At 67.4% G+C, this 20,370-nt stretch carries 18 protein-coding genes; 5 read left to right on the top strand and 13 right to left on the bottom strand.

The annotated features are described in order from the left end of the window. Positions 1–3: 3 nt before the first annotated feature. Together LFT46_RS14025 and LFT46_RS14030 are read right to left on the bottom strand one after the other, a co-directional pair. Positions 4–2,091, bottom strand: a complete 2,088-nt coding sequence (locus LFT46_RS14025) for an acyltransferase family protein (RefSeq protein WP_236820147.1) — start codon at positions 2,089–2,091, stop codon at positions 4–6. Beyond that, positions 2,091–4,160 (bottom strand): acyltransferase family protein, encoded by a 2,070-nt coding sequence (locus LFT46_RS14030; RefSeq protein ID WP_236820148.1) that lies wholly within the window; start codon positions 4,158–4,160, stop codon positions 2,091–2,093. The genes LFT46_RS14025 and LFT46_RS14030 overlap by 1 nt, the downstream gene beginning before the upstream one ends. Positions 4,161–4,276: 116 nt before the next feature. On the opposite strand from LFT46_RS14030, the gene LFT46_RS14035 reads away from it, so the two are divergent. Then, entirely contained in the window at positions 4,277–5,245 is a 969-nt protein-coding gene (locus LFT46_RS14035; protein ID WP_236799044.1) for a DUF389 domain-containing protein, read from the top strand. Positions 5,246–5,260: 15 nt separating this feature from the next. Here LFT46_RS14035 and LFT46_RS14040 read toward each other — a convergent pair whose 3' ends face one another. Continuing rightward, entirely contained in the window at positions 5,261–6,784 is a 1,524-nt protein-coding gene (locus LFT46_RS14040) for an ATP-dependent DNA ligase (protein ID WP_236820149.1), read from the bottom strand. A gap of 56 nt (positions 6,785–6,840) precedes the next feature. Between LFT46_RS14040 and LFT46_RS14045 the strand changes: the two genes are divergently transcribed. After that, positions 6,841–7,443, top strand: a complete 603-nt coding sequence (locus LFT46_RS14045; RefSeq protein WP_236820150.1) for a dihydrofolate reductase family protein — start codon at positions 6,841–6,843, stop codon at positions 7,441–7,443. 89 nt (positions 7,444–7,532) lie between these two features. Here the strand turns inward: LFT46_RS14045 and groL are convergent, their stop codons facing one another. From groL to LFT46_RS14060, 3 genes are all read right to left on the bottom strand, one after another. After that, on the bottom strand, positions 7,533–9,143 hold the full coding sequence (gene groL, locus LFT46_RS14050) for a chaperonin GroEL (RefSeq protein WP_236799047.1): 1,611 nt from the start codon (positions 9,141–9,143) through the stop codon (positions 7,533–7,535). 78 nt (positions 9,144–9,221) lie between these two features. Beyond that, complete coding sequence (gene groES, locus LFT46_RS14055; protein ID WP_003805290.1) at positions 9,222–9,515, bottom strand: co-chaperone GroES; 294 nt, start codon at positions 9,513–9,515, stop codon at positions 9,222–9,224. A 253-nt stretch (positions 9,516–9,768) separates the two neighbouring features. After that, entirely contained in the window at positions 9,769–10,149 is a 381-nt protein-coding gene (locus LFT46_RS14060) for a hypothetical protein (RefSeq protein WP_236820151.1), read from the bottom strand. Positions 10,150–10,203: 54 nt separating this feature from the next. Between LFT46_RS14060 and LFT46_RS14065 the strand changes: the two genes are divergently transcribed. Further along, positions 10,204–11,442 (top strand): class I SAM-dependent methyltransferase, encoded by a 1,239-nt coding sequence (locus tag LFT46_RS14065; protein WP_236820152.1) that lies wholly within the window; start codon positions 10,204–10,206, stop codon positions 11,440–11,442. 27 nt (positions 11,443–11,469) lie between these two features. Here the strand turns inward: LFT46_RS14065 and LFT46_RS14070 are convergent, their stop codons facing one another. Both LFT46_RS14070 and LFT46_RS14075 read right to left on the bottom strand, forming a co-directional pair. Next, entirely contained in the window at positions 11,470–12,267 is a 798-nt protein-coding gene (locus LFT46_RS14070) for a shikimate 5-dehydrogenase (RefSeq protein ID WP_236822047.1), read from the bottom strand. 63 nt (positions 12,268–12,330) lie between these two features. Next, a complete protein-coding gene (locus LFT46_RS14075) occupies positions 12,331–13,779 on the bottom strand; it encodes a glycoside hydrolase family 3 protein (protein ID WP_236822048.1) in 1,449 nt (482 codons plus the stop codon). A 374-nt stretch (positions 13,780–14,153) separates the two neighbouring features. Between LFT46_RS14075 and LFT46_RS14080 the strand changes: the two genes are divergently transcribed. Together LFT46_RS14080 and LFT46_RS14085 are read left to right on the top strand one after the other, a co-directional pair. Further along, complete coding sequence (locus LFT46_RS14080; RefSeq protein WP_236820153.1) at positions 14,154–15,305, top strand: glutamate--cysteine ligase; 1,152 nt, start codon at positions 14,154–14,156, stop codon at positions 15,303–15,305. Between the two features lie 166 nt (positions 15,306–15,471). After that, positions 15,472–16,149: a CPBP family intramembrane glutamic endopeptidase gene (locus LFT46_RS14085; RefSeq protein ID WP_236799052.1), complete on the top strand. Its 678-nt coding sequence runs from the start codon at positions 15,472–15,474 to the stop codon at positions 16,147–16,149. A 78-nt stretch (positions 16,150–16,227) separates the two neighbouring features. Here LFT46_RS14085 and tsaD read toward each other — a convergent pair whose 3' ends face one another. Genes tsaD through alr form a run of 5 tightly spaced genes read right to left on the bottom strand, consistent with a single transcriptional unit; the run spans position 16,228 to position 20,360 of the window. Then, positions 16,228–17,319 (bottom strand): tRNA (adenosine(37)-N6)-threonylcarbamoyltransferase complex transferase subunit TsaD, encoded by a 1,092-nt coding sequence (gene tsaD, locus LFT46_RS14090; protein WP_236799053.1) that lies wholly within the window; start codon positions 17,317–17,319, stop codon positions 16,228–16,230. Beyond that, on the bottom strand, positions 17,316–17,810 hold the full coding sequence (gene rimI, locus LFT46_RS14095; RefSeq protein ID WP_236802905.1) for a ribosomal protein S18-alanine N-acetyltransferase: 495 nt from the start codon (positions 17,808–17,810) through the stop codon (positions 17,316–17,318). Before rimI ends, tsaD begins: the two co-directional genes overlap by 4 nt. A gap of 20 nt (positions 17,811–17,830) precedes the next feature. Beyond that, positions 17,831–18,502: a tRNA (adenosine(37)-N6)-threonylcarbamoyltransferase complex dimerization subunit type 1 TsaB gene (gene tsaB, locus LFT46_RS14100; RefSeq protein ID WP_236799054.1), complete on the bottom strand. Its 672-nt coding sequence runs from the start codon at positions 18,500–18,502 to the stop codon at positions 17,831–17,833. Beyond that, positions 18,496–19,125: a tRNA (adenosine(37)-N6)-threonylcarbamoyltransferase complex ATPase subunit type 1 TsaE gene (gene tsaE, locus LFT46_RS14105; protein WP_236799055.1), complete on the bottom strand. Its 630-nt coding sequence runs from the start codon at positions 19,123–19,125 to the stop codon at positions 18,496–18,498. Before tsaE ends, tsaB begins: the two co-directional genes overlap by 7 nt. Then, complete coding sequence (alr, locus tag LFT46_RS14110; protein WP_236799056.1) at positions 19,122–20,360, bottom strand: alanine racemase; 1,239 nt, start codon at positions 20,358–20,360, stop codon at positions 19,122–19,124. Before alr ends, tsaE begins: the two co-directional genes overlap by 4 nt. Between the last annotated feature and the right edge of the window lie 10 nt (positions 20,361–20,370).

The following is a 20,370-nucleotide window of genomic DNA, read 5'->3' on the forward strand; positions in this document are numbered from 1 at the left end:
GGGTCAGTTCCAGCCGGAGGCGGCGAGCAGGCGCTGCTCGAACATGGGGATCATGGTCTCCACATAGGTCCGGGTCAGGTGGTTGTCATCCTTGTAGACGTAGACGTTTCCCACCACCGCCGGGCAGACCCCGCGGGCGCAAATGAAGTCGCTCATGTCCATCAGGTGCAGCCCGGGCAGCTTGCCGCGGTAGTTCTCGAGGGGGGACGGCTCCACCAGGGACTCGGCGAGCGCCGGGTTGCAGGCCGGCGCAGCGGCACCGTGACGCTGGGCGCACTGCGGCATATTGAACGTGAACCGGGGGTTGTCCCGGATTCCCACCACCTCGATACCCGCATGGGCAAATGGCTGCACGCCTTCGAGGTATCCCGGCACCTCGGTTTCGAAGGGAGCCTCCTCGTGGGTCAGCGAAGCCACCGTGAACACAGCATCGGGCCTGTGCTCCAGGACGTAGGCGGAACTGGCGCGGTTGTAGGCGTTGCACTGTGCGCTACGCGTTTCCGAGTCGGCGCCGAACCGGCAGGCCGGCATCAGCAGTGTCACCAGTTCCCAGCCGCGGGCAGCAGCAACCGGGGCCAGCGCGGCGAGGTACTGCTGGGCATGGGAGTCGCCCAGCACCACGATGCGCTTGGAGGAAGGTTCCTCCGGCAGCTCCTGCCGGCAGCCCTCCAATATCGGGTCGCTGGTGGCATTGGCGCCAGTGCAGGGCGAGTCGATGCCGGCCCAGTCGTTGTCCAGCGCGGTGGGCCCGGGGATGGTCCGGGCCCTGGGGGCGGGAGTGTTTTCGTTCTCCGGGGTGAGTGCCAGCGCCCCTGGCGTCAGCTCCCTCGGTTGTGCCGCCGTCGCGCTTTCCTCCGCAGTGAGCGATGTCTGCCAGACGGCGACGGGCCCCGCCAGCACGGCACCACAGGCAACAATGACGACGGCGGTGCGCCAGGCGCGCAGCTTGGGCCAGTGCCAGTCGCGCAAGGGCTTTTCGACAAAGCGCGTGGTCAGGACGGCGAGCACGATGGAGGCAGCGACGATGCCAAGGCCCTGTTTGAGGTTGGGCGCTTCCACCCCGGTAGCCGCAAGGGCCAGCACCAGGAGGGGCCAGTGCCACAGGTACAGGGCGTAGGAATTATCGCCCAGGGCGACGGCGGGCCGGCTGCTGAGGAGGCGGCCCACCCCGAACCGGCTGCCGGTCTGCGCCGCCACGATGATGGCGGCCGCCGACAACGTTGGCCACAGTGCCGCATACCCGGGGAAGGAACGGTCAACGGTCAGGACCAGCCCGCACGAAACCATGCCTGCCAGTCCGGCCCAGCCCAGCACCACCCGGAGCCTGCGGCCGGGCTTCAGGTAGGGCAGCACCAGGGCCAGCAATGACCCCAGCGCAAACTCCCAAAGCCGGGCGCGCGTGTCGAAGTAGGCGTAGGCCTGGCTGGTGGCGGTCTGTTCCACGGAATAGGCCAGGGACAGCACGAACACCGTCCCAAACACGACGGCGAGCAGCCCGCGGTAAGTCAGTCGGCCCAGGCGGGGTATCCGGCGCAGCCGGGACAGCGCAATCGCCGTGGCAGCGAAGATCAGTGGCCACAGGATGAAGACCTGCCCCTGGATGGACAGCGACCAGAAGTGCTGCAGTGGGCTGGCGCCCGCATGGTCCTGCGCGTAGTAGTCCACGGCGGCATCCGCCAGCAGCCAGTTCTGCCGGTAAAGCAGGGACGCCCACGCCTGGTCGAGCACCTCCGGCCACCGCCCCTGCGGCAGGATCAGCCAGGTTCCGGCCAGCACCCCCAGGATCACCACGACGACGGCGGGCAACAGGCGCTTGAACAGGTGCAGCCAGTGCGCCAGGAGCTGGAAGGGCTTGCCTGACTCCGCCTTGCGGACGAAGGAGAGGGTGAGCAGGAATGCAGAAATCAACAGGAAAATGTCCACACCGCCGGACACGCGGCCCAGCCAGACGTGGTAGGCCACCACCATCAGGACAGCCAGGGCGCGCAGGCCCTGGACCTCGGGGCGGAAGGAGGGCTTCCGGGGCTTCGAAGGCGCGGGGCCTGCTGACGTGGCTTTGGTGTCTGGTGCTGCCTGCGGCCTCCGCGGCATCAGACCGCCCATCCCGCCGCCGTCTGCAGCCGCTTGGCAAACTCGTCCGCCATGCTTTCCGCGTATTCCGCGCTCAGGTGGTTGTCGTCCAGATACACATACACGTTGCCCACCACAGCAGGGCACTCCGTCGGCGTGCAGATCCTGTCTGTCAGGTCCACCAGGGACAAGCCGGGCAGACGCGCCATGTCCAGGGTGTCGAAGGGACTGGCCGCCGGAAAATTGTCCCCGATCGCCGGGCGGCAGCCCTGGGCCTCGGCACCTTCCCGAACCACGCATTCAGCCATGTTGAAGGAAAAACGGGGATTGTCCCGGACGGCAGCTACCTGGATCCCCTGGTCCAGCCACCCGGAGACCATCTCCTCGAACCCCGGTGTCAGGGCCTCGGCAGGAGTCGAGGGCGCCGCCGCAGTCCCCACCACGATGATGGCATCAGGCTTTTGCCGGGTGATTTCCTTCTGCACGTCCGCGTTGAAGGCGTCGCAGTCCTCGCTTCCTCCGAGCCCGGCCGGCGTGGCCTTGCAGGCACCCTTGAGGATGGAATACAGCAGCCAGTTCTTTTGGGCTGCCAGCGGTTTGACGGCACCGGTCCACTGCTGCGCATGGCTGTCACCGAGCACCAGGACACGCTTGGAAGGCTCACCGGACGGACGCTGTTCGAAACACGATCCCTTCAACAGACGGCTGTCCGGGGCGATCTCCTCCGTGCACGGCCCATCCAGGGATACCCAGTTCTTGGTGAGGTCCGCGGCCAACGGGAGGAGGGAAGCATCCGGGGCCGGCGTTGCGGCCGTGTAAGCGGGGTCAAGGACGCGGGACCCGGGGTTGTTGGCGATCTTTTGCGCTTCCACCGCACGGCGTTCCAACTCAAGCTGGAAACTCCAGCCGGACAGGGGCACCGCCGCCACAGCCACGGCCAGCATGATGGCAAGGGCGGCCCTGCGCTTCCGGACTTCCGGCCATTTCCATTCACGCCAGGGCTTTTCGATGCAGCGCGTGGTCAGGTAGGCGAGCGCCAGGGCCACCAGGATGATGACGGAACCGGAGAGCCAGCCGGCGTGGTCCTTGCCGCTCCAGGCGAGAGCGAGGACCAGGAGCGGCCAGTGCCACAGGTACAGGGCGTAGGAGATGTCGCCGAGCTTGACCAGCGGCTTAGCAGAGAGGAAGCGGTCTATCCCTGCGGCGCTCTCCGTCTGGCCCGCGACGATGACCATGGCCGCGGCGACGGTGGGCCACAGCGCGGCAATACCGGGGAAAGCCCCCTGCACGTCCAGGACAATGCCGCACGCCAGCATGGCCAGAACCCCCACCCAGCCCATGATGACGCGGGTCCGGCGCCGGAAGCGCAGGCCGGGGAGGATCAAGGCCACGAGCGTGCCCAAGGCGAATTCCCACAGCCGGGCGCCGGTATCGAAGTAAGCCTGCACCTGGTTGATGGCGGTGAAGATGATGGAGTAGCCCAGCGAACCGAGGAAGATGGCGAAGAAGATGTAGGCAAGCAGGGGGCGGTAGGACAACCGGTAGCGCCGTGCCGTCCAGCCGGCCAGCGCGAAGATCAGGGGCCACAGGATGAAGACCTGTCCCTGGATGGACAGCGACCAAAAGTGCTGGAAGGGGCTGGCCAGGCTGTGGTCGTTGGCGTAGTAATCTACCGCCTGCTGCTGCAGCAGGCGGTTCTCCGAATAGGACAGGGAGGCCCAGCCTTGCGCGATGAGGTCCAGCCACCGGGTGGGTGGAAGGACCAGGGCGGACACGGCCAGGGTTGCCACGATAACGGTGACAGCTGCCGGGAGGAGCCGCCGGAACAGGTGGAGCCAGTGTTTTGCGAGGGCGAAGGGCTGCTTCCGGTCATGGCGTCCAAGGAATTGGAGCGTCATCAGGAAGGCGGAAATAAAGAGGAAGACATCCACCCCACCGGAGACGCGCCCGAACCAGACGTGGTAAGTCACCACCATGAGGACAGCCAGTGACCGCAGGCCCTGGATCTCCGGCCGGAAAGACGGCTTCCGCTGTTTTGTGGCGACACTGGGCCTGGGTTCCGGTGCCTTCGGGGTTTCCGTTATCGACACAAGAACCTCTCAAAATCCCGCCAGCCAAAGCAGCAAGCCTAGCCAACGCCGTCTTTAACAGCTAATCAACGCGGCCGTCCGGACTATGCTGGCCACAACCGGCGAAGGGAGCGGGCATGGTTGTCCAATTGCGGATCTGTGTGCCCGGGGAGCTGTCCGAGGTAACGGTACAGACCTGCCGCGACCAGCGGGGTGTGGCAGAAGTCATGGTGGCCAAGGGGGCGGCCGTGGTGCCTCCGGGCGACGTGATCGAGGTTTTCATCGCCCGGGAGTCCGTGGAGGAACTGCTCGAAAAGCTGGACATCCTGAAGATCCAGGAGGCGGGCTCGATTGCCATGTCGACGCCGGAATTCGTCCTCTCGAGAAAGGCGGACCAGGCAGAGCGGTCCGCCCCGGGGGACGGCGCGGACGCGGTGATCTGGGACGATGTGACCCGGCAAACCGGGGAGGATTCCAGGCTGACGTGGAACTTCCTCGCTTTCCTGGTCCTGGCCACACAGCTCGCAGGAATTGGAATTGTGACCGATTCCCCGATTGCCATTGTCGGCGCCATGGCGGTGGGCCCCGAGTTCGGGCCGCTGGCCGCCCTGGCCGTGTCGCTGGCCACCCGGCAGTGGAAGCTTGGCCGGCGCGCCGCCGTCGCGTTGGGTGTCGGGTTCCCCGTTGCCATGCTGCTGGCAGCACTCACTGCGTGGCTTTCGGTGCCGCTGGGGCTGTTCCCGCGCGATGCCCTGGACAAGGGGTCGGCCGTCGAATTCATCTACCACCCCGGGCCGTATTCACTGATTGTCGCGGTGCTGGCCGGGATCGCGGGCATGCTGTCCATCATCGGCCGGCGTTCCGCCGCGCTGATCGGCGTCTTCATCTCCGTGACCACCGTGCCGGCGGCCGGGTATGTAGCGGTGGCTTTGGTGTTGGGCGAATACCAAAAGGCGGCGGGCTCTGCCCTGCAGCTGCTGCTCAACCTCGTGGGCATCGTGGTGGCAGCCTTGGCAGTTCTGCTCTTTTACCGGGTGGTCGCCAGGCGCCTGCCGGATGGGGCGGCGCGGAGGCTGCAGCGCCAGCGAAGCGGAGCGCGCCGCTAGCCGCCGAGCTCTCCCCTATGGGCGCAGCAGGCCCCGCAGGGTCTGGATGGTGTCCGCTTCGGCCGGAACCTTGTCATCGCGGTAGCGCTTGACGCGCGCGAAACGGAGCGCGATTCCACCGGGGTAGCGCGGCGACTGCTGCACGCCGTCAATGGCAATTTCGACGACGGTGACAGGCTCCACCCAGACCGTCCCGGCAGTGCGCCGCACCTCAAGCTCCTGGAACCTTTCGGTCTGCCAGCGCAGCAGTTCATCGGTAAGGCCTTTGAAAGTCTTGCCCACCATGACGTAACCGCCGGGTTCACCGAACTCTCCAGCAGGGTCCAGGGCCCCCAAGTGCAGGTTGGACAGCATCCCAGTGCGCCTGCCGGACCCCCATTCGCAGGCCAGCACCACCAGGTCATAGGTCAGGACCGGCTTCACTTTCACCCAGTTGGATCCACACCGGCCTGCCGCGTAGGCGGACCCGATCGCCTTCACCACAACACCCTCGTGGCCGGCGGCAAGCGCGTCCTGTGAGACACGTTCCGCAACCGCCGGGTCAGCCGTTACCTCCCCCGGGATCCGGTGTGCAGGGGCGATGCGCTCAAGCACCTCGATGCGGTCGGCCAACGGCTCGTCCAGCAGGTCCCTCCCATCGATGTGCAGCACATCGAAGAACCAGGGATGCAGGAGGGTTTCGCGCACTGCATCCGCGCCAAACCGTGCCATAGTTTCCTGGAAGGGCCGCGGGCCGCCTTCCTCATCGAGGGCCAGGGTCTCGCCGTCCAGGATTACGTGCCGCAGCGGCAGGCCACGGACCACTTCCACCACTTCGGGCAGCCGGTGGGTGACGTCGGCCAGGTTGCGGGTGTAAATGCTGACGCGGTCGTCCGCGCGGTGGACCTGGATGCGCGCGCCGTCGAGCTTGTATTCCACGGAGGCCTCCCCCGTGGTTTCCAGTGCTGCACTGGGACTGGCTGCGGTGGAAGCGAGCATGGGCAGCACGGGGCGGCCCACCACCAGTCCGACGGCGTCAAGCTCGGCCTGGGTGCCAGTGATGGCCAGGAGGGCTGTTTCGCCGAGGTCTCCGGAGAGCATGGCGGCACGCCGGACGGCTTCCACGGGCTTCCCGGCAGCGCGGGCCACGGCATCAGTCAGGACTCCTTCCAGCGCACCGGTGCGCAGCTCGCCGAGCAGGACTCCGGTGATGAACGACTGTTCCGGCCCGGTGGCCGCCGACAACAGTTTCCGCAGGATTGCTGTCCGCCCCGCCGCCGACCCCGTACCCGCCGCAGCGAGCAGGCCGTCCAGCGCCGCATCAAAGTCGGCCACCGTCAGGCTCGGCTCGTCGGCCGGCTCCTCCTTTGCCGCTGCCACCGCACTCCATCCCACGCCCACGCGGCCCTGGCGCGGTTTGGCACTGAGCAGGCCCACCGCCGTCGGGATCTCCACTGGCTCAAGGCGGCGCAGCAGGCCGGCCAAGGCGTCCACCTTCGCCAGCCGGGAGCGGGTCGACGCAACGGACGCGCTGGTTTCCACAAGCTCAAGGAGCAACATGGGACCATCCTGCCACGGCTCTGGACAGCCTCCCGGCGCTGCTCCACAATGGGCCCGTGGGGATCATTGTCGCGAACCTGTTCATCACCCTCGATGGCGTGTACCAGGCGCCCGGCGGCCGCGAGGAAGACAGCGAAGGCGGCTTCGAATTCGGCGGCTGGCAGGCGCCGGTGTCCGACGACGAAGCGGGCGCCGCCATCGCTGCCGAGATCGGACGCATGGACGCCTTGCTCCTGGGGCGGGCAACCTATGACATCTTTTCGTCGTACTGGCCTCACCAGTCCGGCGACATCGCGGACGCAATTAACCGGGTGCCCAAGTTCGTCGTGTCCGGCTCCCTGCACGATCCCAGCTGGGCAGGGACCACAGTGCTGCCGGATGCCGCCGCGGCCGGCAGCCTCCGGGAGGACTACGGGCAGGTGCACATGTTCGGCAGCGGGTTCCTCATCCGGTCCCTCCTGTCGGCAGGCGTGCTGGACCGTCTTCACCTGTGGCTTTATCCCGTCGCGCTCGGACAAGGCAAGCGCCTCTTCGACGACGGTGCCGTACCCACCACTTTCAGCCTGGCCGAGCCGGCGCGCAGCTTCCCCAAAGGCGCTGTGTCTTTGGTCTATGAGCCTGTAGGCGGCGTAGAGACGCGGGACATGGCGGCGGGTTAAGGGGGCCTCGTTCAGGGGACATGAAAAAGGCTGGTCCGGCAGATGCCGGACCAGCCTTTTTCGAGCGGAAAGCCGCGAGGGTGCAGCCGCTAGTGGCTGTGGCCTGCGTGCTCGTCCTCTTCGGCCGGCTTCTCCACGACCAGGGTCTCGGTGGTGAGAACCAGGGCAGCGATGGAGGCCGCGTTGCGGAGGGCTGCACGGGTGACCTTGACGGGGTCGATGACGCCCGCGCCGATCAGGTCCTCGTACTCGCCGGACTTGGCGTTGAAGCCGTTGTTGACCTCGGCGTCGGCAACCTTGGCAGCCACCACGTAGCCGTCGAAGCCGGCGTTCTGGGCGATCCAGCGCAGCGGCTGAACCAGTGCCCGGCGGACGATGCCGACAGCTGCTGCGGCGTCGCCTTCGAGGGCCTTGACCGAAGCGTCCTCATCCAGTGCCTTGAGGGCGTGGACCAGGGCGGAACCGCCGCCTGCCACGATGCCTTCTTCGAGGGCAGCGCGGGTGGAGGACACGGCGTCCTCGATGCGGTGCTTCTTTTCCTTCAGCTCAACCTCGGTGGCAGCACCGACCTTGATGACGCCGATGCCGCCGGCCAGCTTGGCCAGGCGCTCCTGGAGCTTTTCGCGGTCCCAGTCGGAGTCGGTGCGGGTCAGCTCGGCGCGCAGCTGGGCAACGCGTGCTGACACGTCCTCAGCCGAACCGGCGCCGTCCACGATGGTGGTGTTGTCCTTGGTGACGGTGATGCGGCGGGCGGTACCCAGCACCTCCAGGCCAACGGAGTCCAGGCTCAGGCCCAGCTCCGGTGAGACAACCTGCGCACCGGTGAGGGTGGCGATGTCCTGCAGCATGGCCTTGCGTCGGTCACCGAAGCCCGGAGCCTTGACGGCAACGACGTTCAGGGTGCCGCGGATGCGGTTGACGATCAGCGTGGACAGGGCCTCGCCCTCAACGTCCTCGGCAATGATGAACAGCGGCTTGGAGGCCTGCAGCGCCTTTTCGAGCAGCGGCAGGAACTCCTGGATGGAGGAGATCTTGCCCTGGTTGATCAGGATGAGGGCGTCCTCGAGGACAGCTTCCTGGCGCTCCGCGTCGGTGACGAAGTACGGGGACAGGTAACCCTTGTCGAACTGCATGCCCTCGGTGAGGACCAGTTCCGTCTGGGTGGTGGACGACTCTTCGATGGTGATGACGCCATCCTTGCCCACCTTGCCGAAGGCCTCGGCGAGGAGCTCGCCGATTTCGTCGCTCTGGGCGGAGATGGCGGCAACGTTTGCCACCTGGGTGCCTTCAACCGGCCGGGCGTTCTCGAGCAGGCGGGCAGCCACGGCTTCAACCGCAACTTCGATGCCGCGCTTGATCTGGCCGGGGGCAGCGCCGGCGGCAACGTTGCGCAGGCCTTCCTTGACCAGTGCCTGGGCCAGGACGGTGGCGGTGGTGGTGCCGTCGCCGGCAACGTCGTTGGTCTTGGTAGCTACTTCCTTGGCCAGCTGGGCGCCAAGGTTCTCGTAGGGATCGTCCAGTTCCACTTCGCGGGCGATGGTGACGCCGTCGTTCGTGATGGTGGGGGCGCCCCACTTCTTGTCCAGGACGACGTTGCGGCCGCGGGGGCCGAGCGTCACCTTGACGGTGTTCGCGAGCTTATCGATGCCGGCCTCAAGAGACCGGCGGGCAGCGTCATTAAACGCAAGCTGCTTTGCCATGGTTTTGTCCTTTCAAAGACAGAACCCCGCACTGCCGGCCAGCATGAGCATGGCCGGCGGCACGGGGATCCGGAAGAGTTACTTTACGACGATCGCCAGGACGTCGCGGGCGGAGAGCACAAGGTACTCCGTGCCGCCGGTCTTGACTTCGGTTCCGCCGTACTTGGAGTAGATGACGACGTCGCCAACTGCTACGTCAACGGGGACGCGGTTGCCGTCTTCGAAGCGGCCGGGGCCTACTGCGACAACTTCGCCTTCCTGCGGCTTCTCCTGTGCGGAGTCCGGGATGACCAGGCCGGAAGCCGTGGTCTGCTCGGCTTCGAGCGGGCGGACAACAATACGATCCTCAAGAGGCTTAATAGAGACCGACACTCGGACCTCTCCTTTTCGTCAGCAAATTCGTGGACTGGAAAGCTTTCCGCCGTAGCTGGCAAACCGTCGTCGCGGTGCCGGCAGCAGCCTGGCTGGCAGCTCTTCATGTGTTAGCACCCGCCTAGGGAGAGTGCTAATGAAGACTCTATGTATGAGTTAGCACTCGGTCAAGGTGAGTGCCAACGTTTCGTCATGGGCGTACGCCTTCTGGGATCGGACGACGCCGGGCGGCGGGGTGGAAGCCGCAGCCCACCTACCGGCCGAGGTCGTCAAAGTCCACGTCCTCGCCGCCGTCGGAATCGCCGCCGCCCTGCTTCCGTCCCCGGTAGAGGACCCACCCGGACACCGCTGCGGCGAGCAGCGCAATGACGAGGAAGACGATGCTTCCTGCCCGGGCGCCGTCGTACAGCCCGCGGATGTCCTTGGCCTCCTGGGTGTTGTCCTGGATGTCGTTGCCGCCCACGGAATAGACGGTGGCGTTGAAGGTGTCCAGCAGGAAGATGATCACCAGCAGGGCGATGCAGACCACGGCCACCACGGCAGCGGCGATCAGGACGGGACGGGCAAACCTGGCGGGTCCGGTGTGCCTGGGCCCGTGGTCCGCGGTCTCCCCGGGGGCTGCGCTCTCATCCATGGTTTCAACAGTATCCGCATCCCGGCCACGCGCTCCTCCACTAGGCTGGAACCCATGGCTCACGCTCCCCAGGACCAGATCGCACAGGACCAGATCGCACCGCTGCTGACCCCCGAAGGCTGGGAGTTGCTGGCATCGCTGGGCCCCTACCGGGACGAGGATTCGTTCGAGCTCAATTCGGCCCTCCGGAAGGCCGGGCACTCCCCCGAGCTCGTGTCCGCCGTGCTCACGCAGTCGCGGCTGCGCACCCGGGCAGCGGCGAAATTCGGCGAGTTTGCCCGCCAGATGCTCTTCACCCAGGCCGGACTGGAGCAGGCCACGCGCCTGAACGTCGCCGCCCACCATGCGCGGCGTTTCGCGGCTGCCGGGATCGGCCACGTGGCGGACCTGGGCTGCGGCCTCGGCGCCGACTCACTGGCCCTGGCCTCCCTGGACATCAACGTCACCGCGGTGGAAATGGATGAAACCACCGCGGCATGCGCAACGGTGAACCTCATCCCGTTTCCCAACGCCACGGTGGTCCACGCCGACGCGGAGGCGGTCCCGCTGGAAGGGATCGACGGCGTCTGGCTGGATCCGGCCCGCCGGGTCACCTCCACCTCGGGCACCAAACGGATTTGGGACCCCGAGGCGTTCTCACCGCCGTTGTCCTTCGTGGAGTCGCTGGCCGCCGGGGGGAAGGCCGTGGGCGTGAAGATGGGCCCGGGCATGCCGCACGAATCCGTGCCCGCCGGGTGCGAGGCGCAGTGGGTGTCGGTGGGCGGGGACGTCACCGAGGTGACCTTGTGGTTCAACGCCGTACGCAGGCCCGGCGTCCGCCGCGCTGCCCTGGTCCTGGGTTCCCAGGGGCCGGCCGAACTGACCAGCGGCGAGGACTTCGGCGCAGGCCCGACGGCGCCGGTGGGACCGGTGGAGGGGTATCTGTACGAGCCCGACGGTGCCGTGATCCGCGCCGGTTTGGTGGCGGACGTGGCGCTGGAACTCGGCGGGCATTTGGTGGATGAGCACATCGCCTACATCTGCGCCCCGGAGCTCCTGGACACCCCGTTTGCCAAGGCCTACAAAGTCCTCCAGGTCATGCCCTACAACGTCAAGGCCTTGAAGGCCTGGGTGAAGCAGGAGGGCATCACCGTGCTGGACATCAAGAAGCGCGGCACCGCGGTGACCCCGGAAGAGCTGCGGAAGCAGCTGCTGCCGGGCGGGAAAAACACCAAAAAGGGCGGCAAAACGGCCACCCTGGTCCTGACCCGCATCGGCGAGGACCGGGTGGCCATCGTGGTGGAACCCGTCTGACTGCCAGGCCGGGAGCCCCTCGCGCAGCTACTGGGCGCGCATGAACTCCTCGGCGGCCCGCACCTGCTCTGCCGTCGGCCGCACCCCCGTGTACAGGACGAACTGCTCCAGCGCCTGGATGGTGGCCACCTCCGCCCCGGTAATGACTGGCTTGCCGGCTGCCCTGGCAGCGCGGATCAGCGGCGTTTCGGCAGGCAGCGCCACCACGTCGAACACCACGCGGGCGGCCTCGATGGCTTCGGCAGGAAAAGCCAGGCTGTCCGCTTCCGCCCCTCCCGCCATGCCGATGGGGGTGACGTTGATGATCAGGTCGGCCGTCCCGCCGTCGAGCGCTGCCCGCCACTGGAAGCCGTACTGGTCAGCGAGCGCACGCCCGGCGCCCTCGTTCCGGGCGATGACGGTGACGTCCTCGAAGCCGGCGTCCCGTAAGGCAGCGACCGTGGCCTTCGCCATCCCACCCGCGCCCTGGACCAGCACGGAATAGTTGGTGGGCACCGCATTGGTGGCCAGCAGCTGCTCAATTGCCGTGTAGTCGGTGTTGTACGCCTTCAGGTGCCCGTCCGTGTTCACGATGGTGTTCACGGAGTCGATGGCCTTGGCAGAGGGATCCATCTCGTCCGCGAGCGCGATGACGTCTTCCTTGTATGGCATGGAGATGGCGCAGCCGCGGATGCCCAGCCCGCGGACGCCCGCGATGGCCTGCTCCAGGTTGGTAGGCGCGAACGCCTTGTAAATCCAGTTCAGGTCCAATTGTCCGTACAGGTGGTTGTGGAACCGGGTCCCGTTGTTGCTGGGCCGGGCCGAGAGCGAGATGCAGAGGGTCATGTCTTTATTCAGAATGGGCACCAGACCATTAAACCCGCGTTCACCAGCTGGGTGGTGTTCCGGTCAGGGGCAGCCGGTTCCCGCAGGAAAGGGCCCGACGGCGGCGGGCAGCTTCCCGGGGGCGGGCGCCTTTCCGGCCAGCACGGCGGCCAGTGCGTCGAAAGCGGCGTCGGTACGGCCATAGAGTGCCAGCTTCACCGGCGCGCTGGAGCCCTGCAGCGGCCAGGGGGCATCCAGGGCCACGGCGATGTCACCGCCAACCGGTTTCCCGCCAAAGCCGATCAGGTTGACCAGGGGTCCCGCCCCGACTTCGAGGCCGGCCCGGGCAGCGGCGGCCTCGAACCGCTCCCGGTCCCCCGGTCCGCCGCCGGCCACGCGCACCGAGCCGGGCACCAATGGTCCGGAACAGGGGCCGGACACCACCGTGACGGCGGACGCGGACACCTGGGCAGACAAGGGCGCGGCGCTTCCGGCCGGAGCACCGGCACCCGGCGTTCCGGGAGCAGGCGTGGCCCGGGCATGCCAGATCATCATGGTGGCCACCCGCTGCGCTGCCTCATCCAGCCGGGCGCCGGGAAGGGTGCCTGCGGCCAGCGCCTGGACGATGGCGGCATGGGCCTGTGCCACGTCAGCAGGCATCAGCAGCAGGTCGGCACCGGCGGTGAGCGCCTTCACCGCGGCAGCGCCGGCGGGGTACTGGTTGTCCACCGCACCCATGTTCAGCGCGTCAGTGACGGCCACACCCTTGAAGCCCAGCCCCCTCAATGCTGCGTAACTTGGGGCAGAAAGCGACGACGGCACGCCGGGTTCCAGCGCAGGCACGGCGATGTGCCCGGTCATGACGATCGGAAGGCCCGCGGCGACGGCGGCCTGGAACGGCTTCCAGTCCCGGGCCCTGAGCGCATCGATGCCGGCCGGCTGGACGGGGAGGCTCAGGTGCGAGTCTGCAGTCACGGATCCGTGCCCCGGAAAGTGCTTGACGCTGGGAAGCACCCCGGCGTCCAGCATGCCCTGCGAAAACGCCACCCCATGGGTTGCCGCTGCCACCGGATCGGCGGACATGGACCGGGACCCGATGGTGGGGTCGCTGGGCCCGATGGTCACGTCAGTGTCCGGGGCGAAGTCCAGGTCGAAGCCCAGCGGCGCCAGCTCACCCGCGAGGCCTTTGCCGGCTTTGCGCGTCAGGTCCGGGTTTCCGGCGGCGCCGTAGCTCATGGGCGTGGGCCACTCGGTGAGGGGGGCCCCGAGGCGTGCCACCGCACCGCCTTCCTGGTCCACGCCGATGATCCCGGGCCAGCGCCGGCCGTCGGCCGCAACAGCCTGCAGCAGCCGCTGGTTCACGGCTCCCATGGCGGCCACGTCGACGTTGCCTTGCCCGTCAAGGGGCACGTTGTCCCCCATGATGATGGAACCCGCAAGATGCAGGCGCTGGATGAGCGCGGCGTGGGCCTCCACCTGGTTGCCCTTGAAGAACGGGAGCAGGACCTGCCCGGCCTTCTGTTCAGGCGACATCGCCGCCACAGCCGCCACAGCGGCATCCTGGTCCCGCTGCTCCGGTCCCCACCCCAAAGGCCGGGAACCCGGGTCTGGTGACGGAGAAGCCGAAGGAGGTGCCGGCGTCGTACTTGCCGATGCCGAAGGGGACGGGACGGTGGGCGGCGCGGAGGACGACGGCGGGGCCACACTTGGGGAGGGAGAACAGGAGGCCAGGGCCAGGGCGGACAGGGCCAGGAGGAGGGGGAAGGATTTGGCGGGACTGTGACGCAGCAGGAACGGGGCCATCAATACGATGCTACCCCTGCACTAGACTTGAACCACCCGTTCGCCTCCCGGCAGCAGTCTGTGAGCGGCATCAGCCAGCGGCAAACCGGAGAGTAAGGAAACGTGTGAAGATCGACTTCGCGTCATCGAGGCAGTCAACGCTCGGTGTTGAGTGGGAGCTTGCACTGGTGGACGGAAAGACGGGCGAGCTCGCGTCCGTAGCCAACCAGGTGCTCCGCGGCGTGGCTTCCCGCCACCCGGAACTCAACGAAGACGACGAACACCCGCACATCAAGCAGGAACTGCTGCTGAACACGGTGGAACTGGTCACGGGCATCTGCGAGACAGCCGCCGAGGCCAAGGAGGACCTCAGCCGGTCCGTCGCCGCCGTCCGCGAGATCACCGACCCCATGGGTGTGGAGCTGTTCTGCGCCGGCAGCCATCCCTTCAGCCCGCCGCAGCTGCAGCCGGTGACGGACAAGGCGCGCTACGCCAAACTCATTGACCGGACCCAGTGGTGGGGCCGCCAGATGGTCATTTACGGCGTCCACGTCCACGTGGGGCTGGACCACCGGGACAAGGTGCTCCCCGTACTGGATGGCCTGGTCAACTACTTCCCGCATTTCCAGGCGCTCTCCGCGTCCAGCCCGTTCTGGGGCGGTGAGGACACCGGCTACGCCTCCCAGCGCGCTCTGATGTTCCAGCAGCTTCCCACGGCCGGCCTGCCCTTCCAGTTCAAGTCCTGGGAAGAGTACGAGTCCTACGTCCAGGACATGTTCACCACGGGCGTCATCGACACCATCTCGGAGATCCGGTGGGACATCCGGCCGGTTCCAGCACTGGGAACCATCGAGATGCGCATCTGCGACGGCCTGGCCACGCTGGAGGAAGTGGGCGCCATCGCGGCCCTCACCCAGTGCCTGGTGGACGAGTTCTCCACCATCCTGGACAACGGCGGCACCATCCCCACCATGCCGCCGTGGCACGTGCAGGAAAACAAGTGGCGCGCCGCCCGCTACGGTATGGACGCCATCATCATCCTTGACGCCGCGGGCCACGAGCAGCTGGTGACGGACCACCTGCTGGAGACGCTGAACCGGCTGGAACCCGTGGCCGCCAAGCTGCGTTGCTCCGACGAACTCGCCGACGTGGAGAAGATCATCCGCCGCGGCGCCGGCTACCAGCGCCAGCGTCGCGTGGCTGAGGAAAACGGCGGAAACCTGCAGGCCGTTGTGCTGGACCTGGTCAAGCAGATGCGCAACGGGCCCACCGCCTGACTTGCTCTATCAGATATGGCTCCCAAACCGCCGGTTTGGGAGCCATATCTGATAGAGCAAATGGGGGTTTGAGGGGTTTGGTGGGCCTTTGGACCCTGCCCTGCCCCTTCAGTGCGGCGGGATTCTTTTCCGTAGGCTTGTGAGTTCCTGCGGAAGGGGAGGTTGAATGTCTCCTGCTCCTCCTGTGGCCAAGCGGAGCGGCACGCTCCTCCCCCTCATTGCAGTAGTGCTGGTCCTCTTTGCGGTGGCCGCACTCTGGCCTCTACTGGCTGCTGCCACCGCGCAGGCCCAGCTTCCGGTTCAAATCGCCGCGGGCCTTGCCCCGTTCGTGGTTTTCTTCGCTGCCATTGCCCTGGCAGGCCGGACCGAGGGGATCAGGTTCGCCACGGCCGTCGGGTTCTCCACGCGGCACGCCGGCTGGCAGCTGCTGACTGCCATTGCGCTCCTGGCCGTCACGCTTGCCGTGACCCTGGCCCTGGCCGCGCTGGGCTTTCACATGTTCGGCGAAGGCCAGACCGGATTGCTGCCCTTCCTGTACGGGGCCGTGCGCAGCTTTCTGCTGGTGGGGTTTGGCGAGGAGCTCATCTGGCGCGGCTATGTCCTGGGCGCAGTGCGCCGAAACCTGCGCTCCGGCGCGGCCGCCGTGCTGCTGTCCTCGGCGCTCTTTGGGCTGTGGCACTATCCCGGCGGGCAGGACGTGCTCCAGGTCCTGGTGACCATGCTCTTCGGCGTGCTGTGGAGCGCTGCCCGGATGAAGATCAGGCACTGCTCAACGTTCGCCACCGGCACCGCCCACGGCCTGCACGACCTCGCACTGCTTGTCATCGCCACTCTTACCGCCTGAGTTGCTCTATCAGATAGGGCTCCCAAACCCCCGGTTTGGGAGCCCTATCTGATAGAGCAACTGGTCGTTTGGCTGGGGTCAGGCCGGGAGCGACACCGAGGTGACCGGCATCGAGGAATCAGGAGCGAACCCGATACCGCTGGGCTCGACGCCCGCCATCACCAGCTGGGCCCCGAGCGCGGCCACCATGGCACCGTTGTCCGTGCAAAGATCCAGGGGCGGAACGTGCAGCCGGATCCCGGCCGAGGCGCAGCGCTGCCCGGTCAGTTCCCGCAGGCGTGAGTTGGCCGCCACGCCGCCGCCCAGCAACACATCCTTGATGCCGTGCTCACGGCAGGCCATGACCGCCTTGGACGAGATCACGTCCACCACGGCTTCCTGGAACGCCGCCGCGATGTCTGCCACGGGAATCTCTTCCCCGCGGGCCTCGAACTGCTCCACGCACCGGGCCACCGCCGTCTTGAGCCCGCTGAAGGACCAGTCGTACCGGTGCGGCCCGGGTTCATCCGCCGTGCCCATGTACTTGGGCTGGGTAAGGCCGCGGGGGAAGCGGATCGCCTTCGGGTTGCCATTGCGGGCCATCTTGTCGATCGCAGGTCCGCCCGGATAGCCGAGCCCCAGGATGCGGGCCACTTTGTCGTAGGCTTCGCCGGCGGCATCATCGATGGTGGAGCCCAGCAGTTCCACGTCGCTGGTGATGCTGTTGATCCGCAGGATTTCGGTGTGGCCGCCGGAGACGAGCAGGGCGCCGAGGTTTTCGGGCAGTTCCTGCTTCCGGCCGCTTGCACGGTCGTCCAGGAGACCCACGCCCACGTGCGCCACCAGATGGTTGATGGCGAACAGGGGCTTTCCGGTGGCGACGGCGAGCGCCTTGGCGGCGCACACGCCCACCATCAGCGCGCCGGCAAGCCCGGGCCCGGAGGTGACGGCAATGGCGTCCACCTCCTCCAGGGTCACCCCGGCGTCTGCCAGGGCCTGTTCGAGGGTGGGGACGAAAGCGTCCAGGTGCGCCCGGGAAGCGATCTCGGGGATGACTCCACCGAAGCGGACGTGCTCATCCATGGAGGAGGACACCGTGTTGGTCAGGAGTTCGGTGCCGCGGACGATGCCGACGCCGGTCTCGTCGCAGGACGATTCAATACCCAGTACCAGGGGCTGTTCACGGTTCATGCCTGGCCTGCTTCCGTTGCTTCGTGGCCTTCAGGATGCGGTGCGGTCAGCTGGAGGCGCATGATGAGGGCGTCCACGCCGTCACGGTAATAGCGGGGCCGGGTGTGGATCTGTTCAAAGCCAAACCGCACATACAGCTGTTGCGCCCGGGGGTTGTCGGCACGGACTTCGAGCAGGACGTCGGCGGCGCCCCGCTGCCGGGCTTCGTCGATCAGGTGCGTGAGCAGCGTGCTGCCGATGCCGCGGCCCTCGTAATCGGGGACGACGGCGATGGTCTGGACGTCCGCAATGGGCTCGATGCACATCAGGCCCGCATAGCCCACAATGCCGTCGTTTGTTTCCGCCACCAGGTAGCGGCGGGTCTCCGGCTGGGAAAGCTCGTCCAGGAACATCTGCACAGGCCACGCGTCAATGGGGAAGAGCTTCTGTTCGAGGAGACCGACGGCGGGCACGTCGTCCAGGGTCATGTCACGGATGGTGATTCCGGCCATGCGGGGGTCCGGGAGTGTGTTCACAGTGCCCGCTTCCGTGGTCCGGGAACCTGCGCGTCGGATTCGCGCAGGTAGAGGGGGGTGGAGTCCAGCAGGGTGTGTCCGGAAGCGAGCCGCGCGAGGGCGAACTGGCCAAGGTACAGGGCGTCCGGCTGCTCGCCGTCGAAGTCCGGGTGGGCCTGAAGGGCATCAGCGTAGAGCCCTGCACCTGCGCCGAAGGCGGGCAGGTCCGGAAGGTCCGCCGCGAACCCGACATGCGGCCCGTCCTCCAGCCGGGGCAACTGGGCATCATTGAGGCTGTAGCGGGCCCAGTACACCTCCTTGCGGCGGGCGTCCGTGACCACCAGGAACTCGGAAGGCGCCGCCGTGGATTCGGCAACCTCAAGGGCCACGGCGTCCAGGCTCATCACCCCGTGCAGTGGCTTGCCCCAGACGAAGGCCAGTGTGCGCGCGGTGGCAATGCCCGAGCGCAGCCCGGTGAAAGGGCCGGGCCCAACGCCCACCACAATGGCGTCGACGTCCTGCCCTGTGACCCCCGCCTCGGACAGCATGGCGTGAATGCCCGGGGCGAGCACCTCCGCGTGGCTGCGGGTGTCCTCCGTGGCGAAGCTTGCCACCACGCTTTCCGGGGCGTCGTCCGACACCAGCGCGGCGCTGGCCACGGCCGAGGTATCGATGGCCAGAATCAGCACGGGCTGCTCCCTTCCGGGCTTGCGAGTTCGGGAACGCTTGGCCACCGGGGCCCGTAGCCGCGCATCACAATGGTGCGGGGTTCGTCGGTGTCCTCGCCGTCAAAGTCCAGGCTGGCGTATTCCGCGGACGCTCCCTCCGCTGCAGGGCCCGTGGTCCCGGTGCTTCCCAACCCGATGGCCCCGAGCCCGATGGCGCGGTGCAGGTCGATCTCCAGCCGGCTGTCGCTCAGGTGTTCCACCCGTTCGTGCCCCCACTCCACCACTGTGACGGATGTGTCCATCGTGTTTTCAAGGTCGATATCGTCGACCTCCGCGGCAGAGCCCAGCCGGTAGGCATCCACGTGCACCAGATCCGGGCCACCGGGACGCGGACCATCTGGCAGGTTGGGATGGATCCGGACCAGAACGAAGGTGGGCGAGATGATGCCCGGGCGGACGCCCAAGCCCTCGCCGAGACCCTGCGTGAAGGTGGTTTTTCCGGCACCCAGCTCGCCGGACAGCACCAGCAGGTCCCCGGCCTGCAGTACCTCCGCCAGACGGGCCCCGAACGCGTGGGTCTGTTCCGCCGTCGTCGCCGTAAACGTCTTTTCCCAGTTGGCAGGCAACTCTTCGGGGCTGCTCACGCGGCTCCCTCCTTGCCGGGCACGCCCGCCAGGCCCTGGCTGTTGTCAGCGGGATCGTCCTCGTTGATGAAGCGACGGGGTACGCGGGGGCTGATCCGGGTCACCACCTCGTAGTTGATGGTTCCAGCGGCGCGGGCCCAGTCATCAACGGTGGGCCCTCCGTCGGCGCCGCTGCCGAACAGCTCCGCTTCCGTGCCCTGCAGACCGGCCCCCGATGCTTCCGGCCCCAGGTCAATGACCATTTGGTCCATGGCGATCCGCCCCACCACCGGGTAGGTCTTGCCGGCGACGCGGACGGGACCACCCGTGGCGACGCGGGGCACGCCGTCGGCATAACCCAGTGGTATGAGTGCCAGCGTGCTGGCTTCCCTGGTGCGGTAGTGCAGCCCGTAGGAGACACCCTGTCCGGCGGGCACCTGCTTGCACTGCGATATGAGGGTACGCAGCGTCATGGCGGGGCGGAGGCCAAGCTCAGCGGATGTGGTCCCGTCGAACGGCGAAAGCCCGTAGACGCCCAGGCCAACCCGCACCAGGTCGAAGTGGGTGTCCGGCCGGGACAATGTGGCGGGGGTGTTGGCCAAGTGCCGAACCTCAAGGTCCACGCCCGCATCCTCGGCGATGGCAAGCGCCTCGCGGAAGGCCGCCACCTGCTGGTCCGTTTCGGGCCGCTCCGGTTCGTCAGCGACGGCCAGGTGGGAGAAGATGCCCACCACGCGCAGCAGCCCCTGGTCCTGGTACTCCACGGCCTCACCTACCAGCCGGTCCCAGGTCTCCGGGGTGGCGCCGTTGCGGCCAAGCCCGGTGTCCACCTTGAGGTGGATGCGCGCGGGGCGTTCCTGCTCCCGCGCCGCGGCAACGATGCGTTCCAGCTCCCAGCCGGAGCAGCCGATGTCGACGCCGGCGGCCACGGCGGCACCGAAGTTGCTGTCCGTGGTGTGCAGCCAGGCGAGCAGCGGCGCGTCAATCCCGGCGGCGCGCAGCGCGAGGGCCTCGGAAATGTGGGCCACACCCAGCCAGGAGGCGCCCGCCTGCAGTGCCGCCCGGGCCACGGGGACGGCACCGTGGCCGTAGGCATCGGCCTTGACGACGGCCATGACTTTCGCGGGGGAAGCAGCGGCGGCAAGCCGGCGGACGTTGTGCCGGATGGCGTCCAGGTCGATCACGGCGGACCGCTCATGGCGGGGGTCCGGCCCTGAGGCAGCGCTGAATTCACCGGTTGTTGCGGGGTAGGTCACCTAATTGATT

Source organism: Arthrobacter sp. FW306-07-I, from assembly GCF_021800405.1.
Classification (GTDB): Bacteria; Actinomycetota; Actinomycetes; order Actinomycetales; family Micrococcaceae; genus Arthrobacter.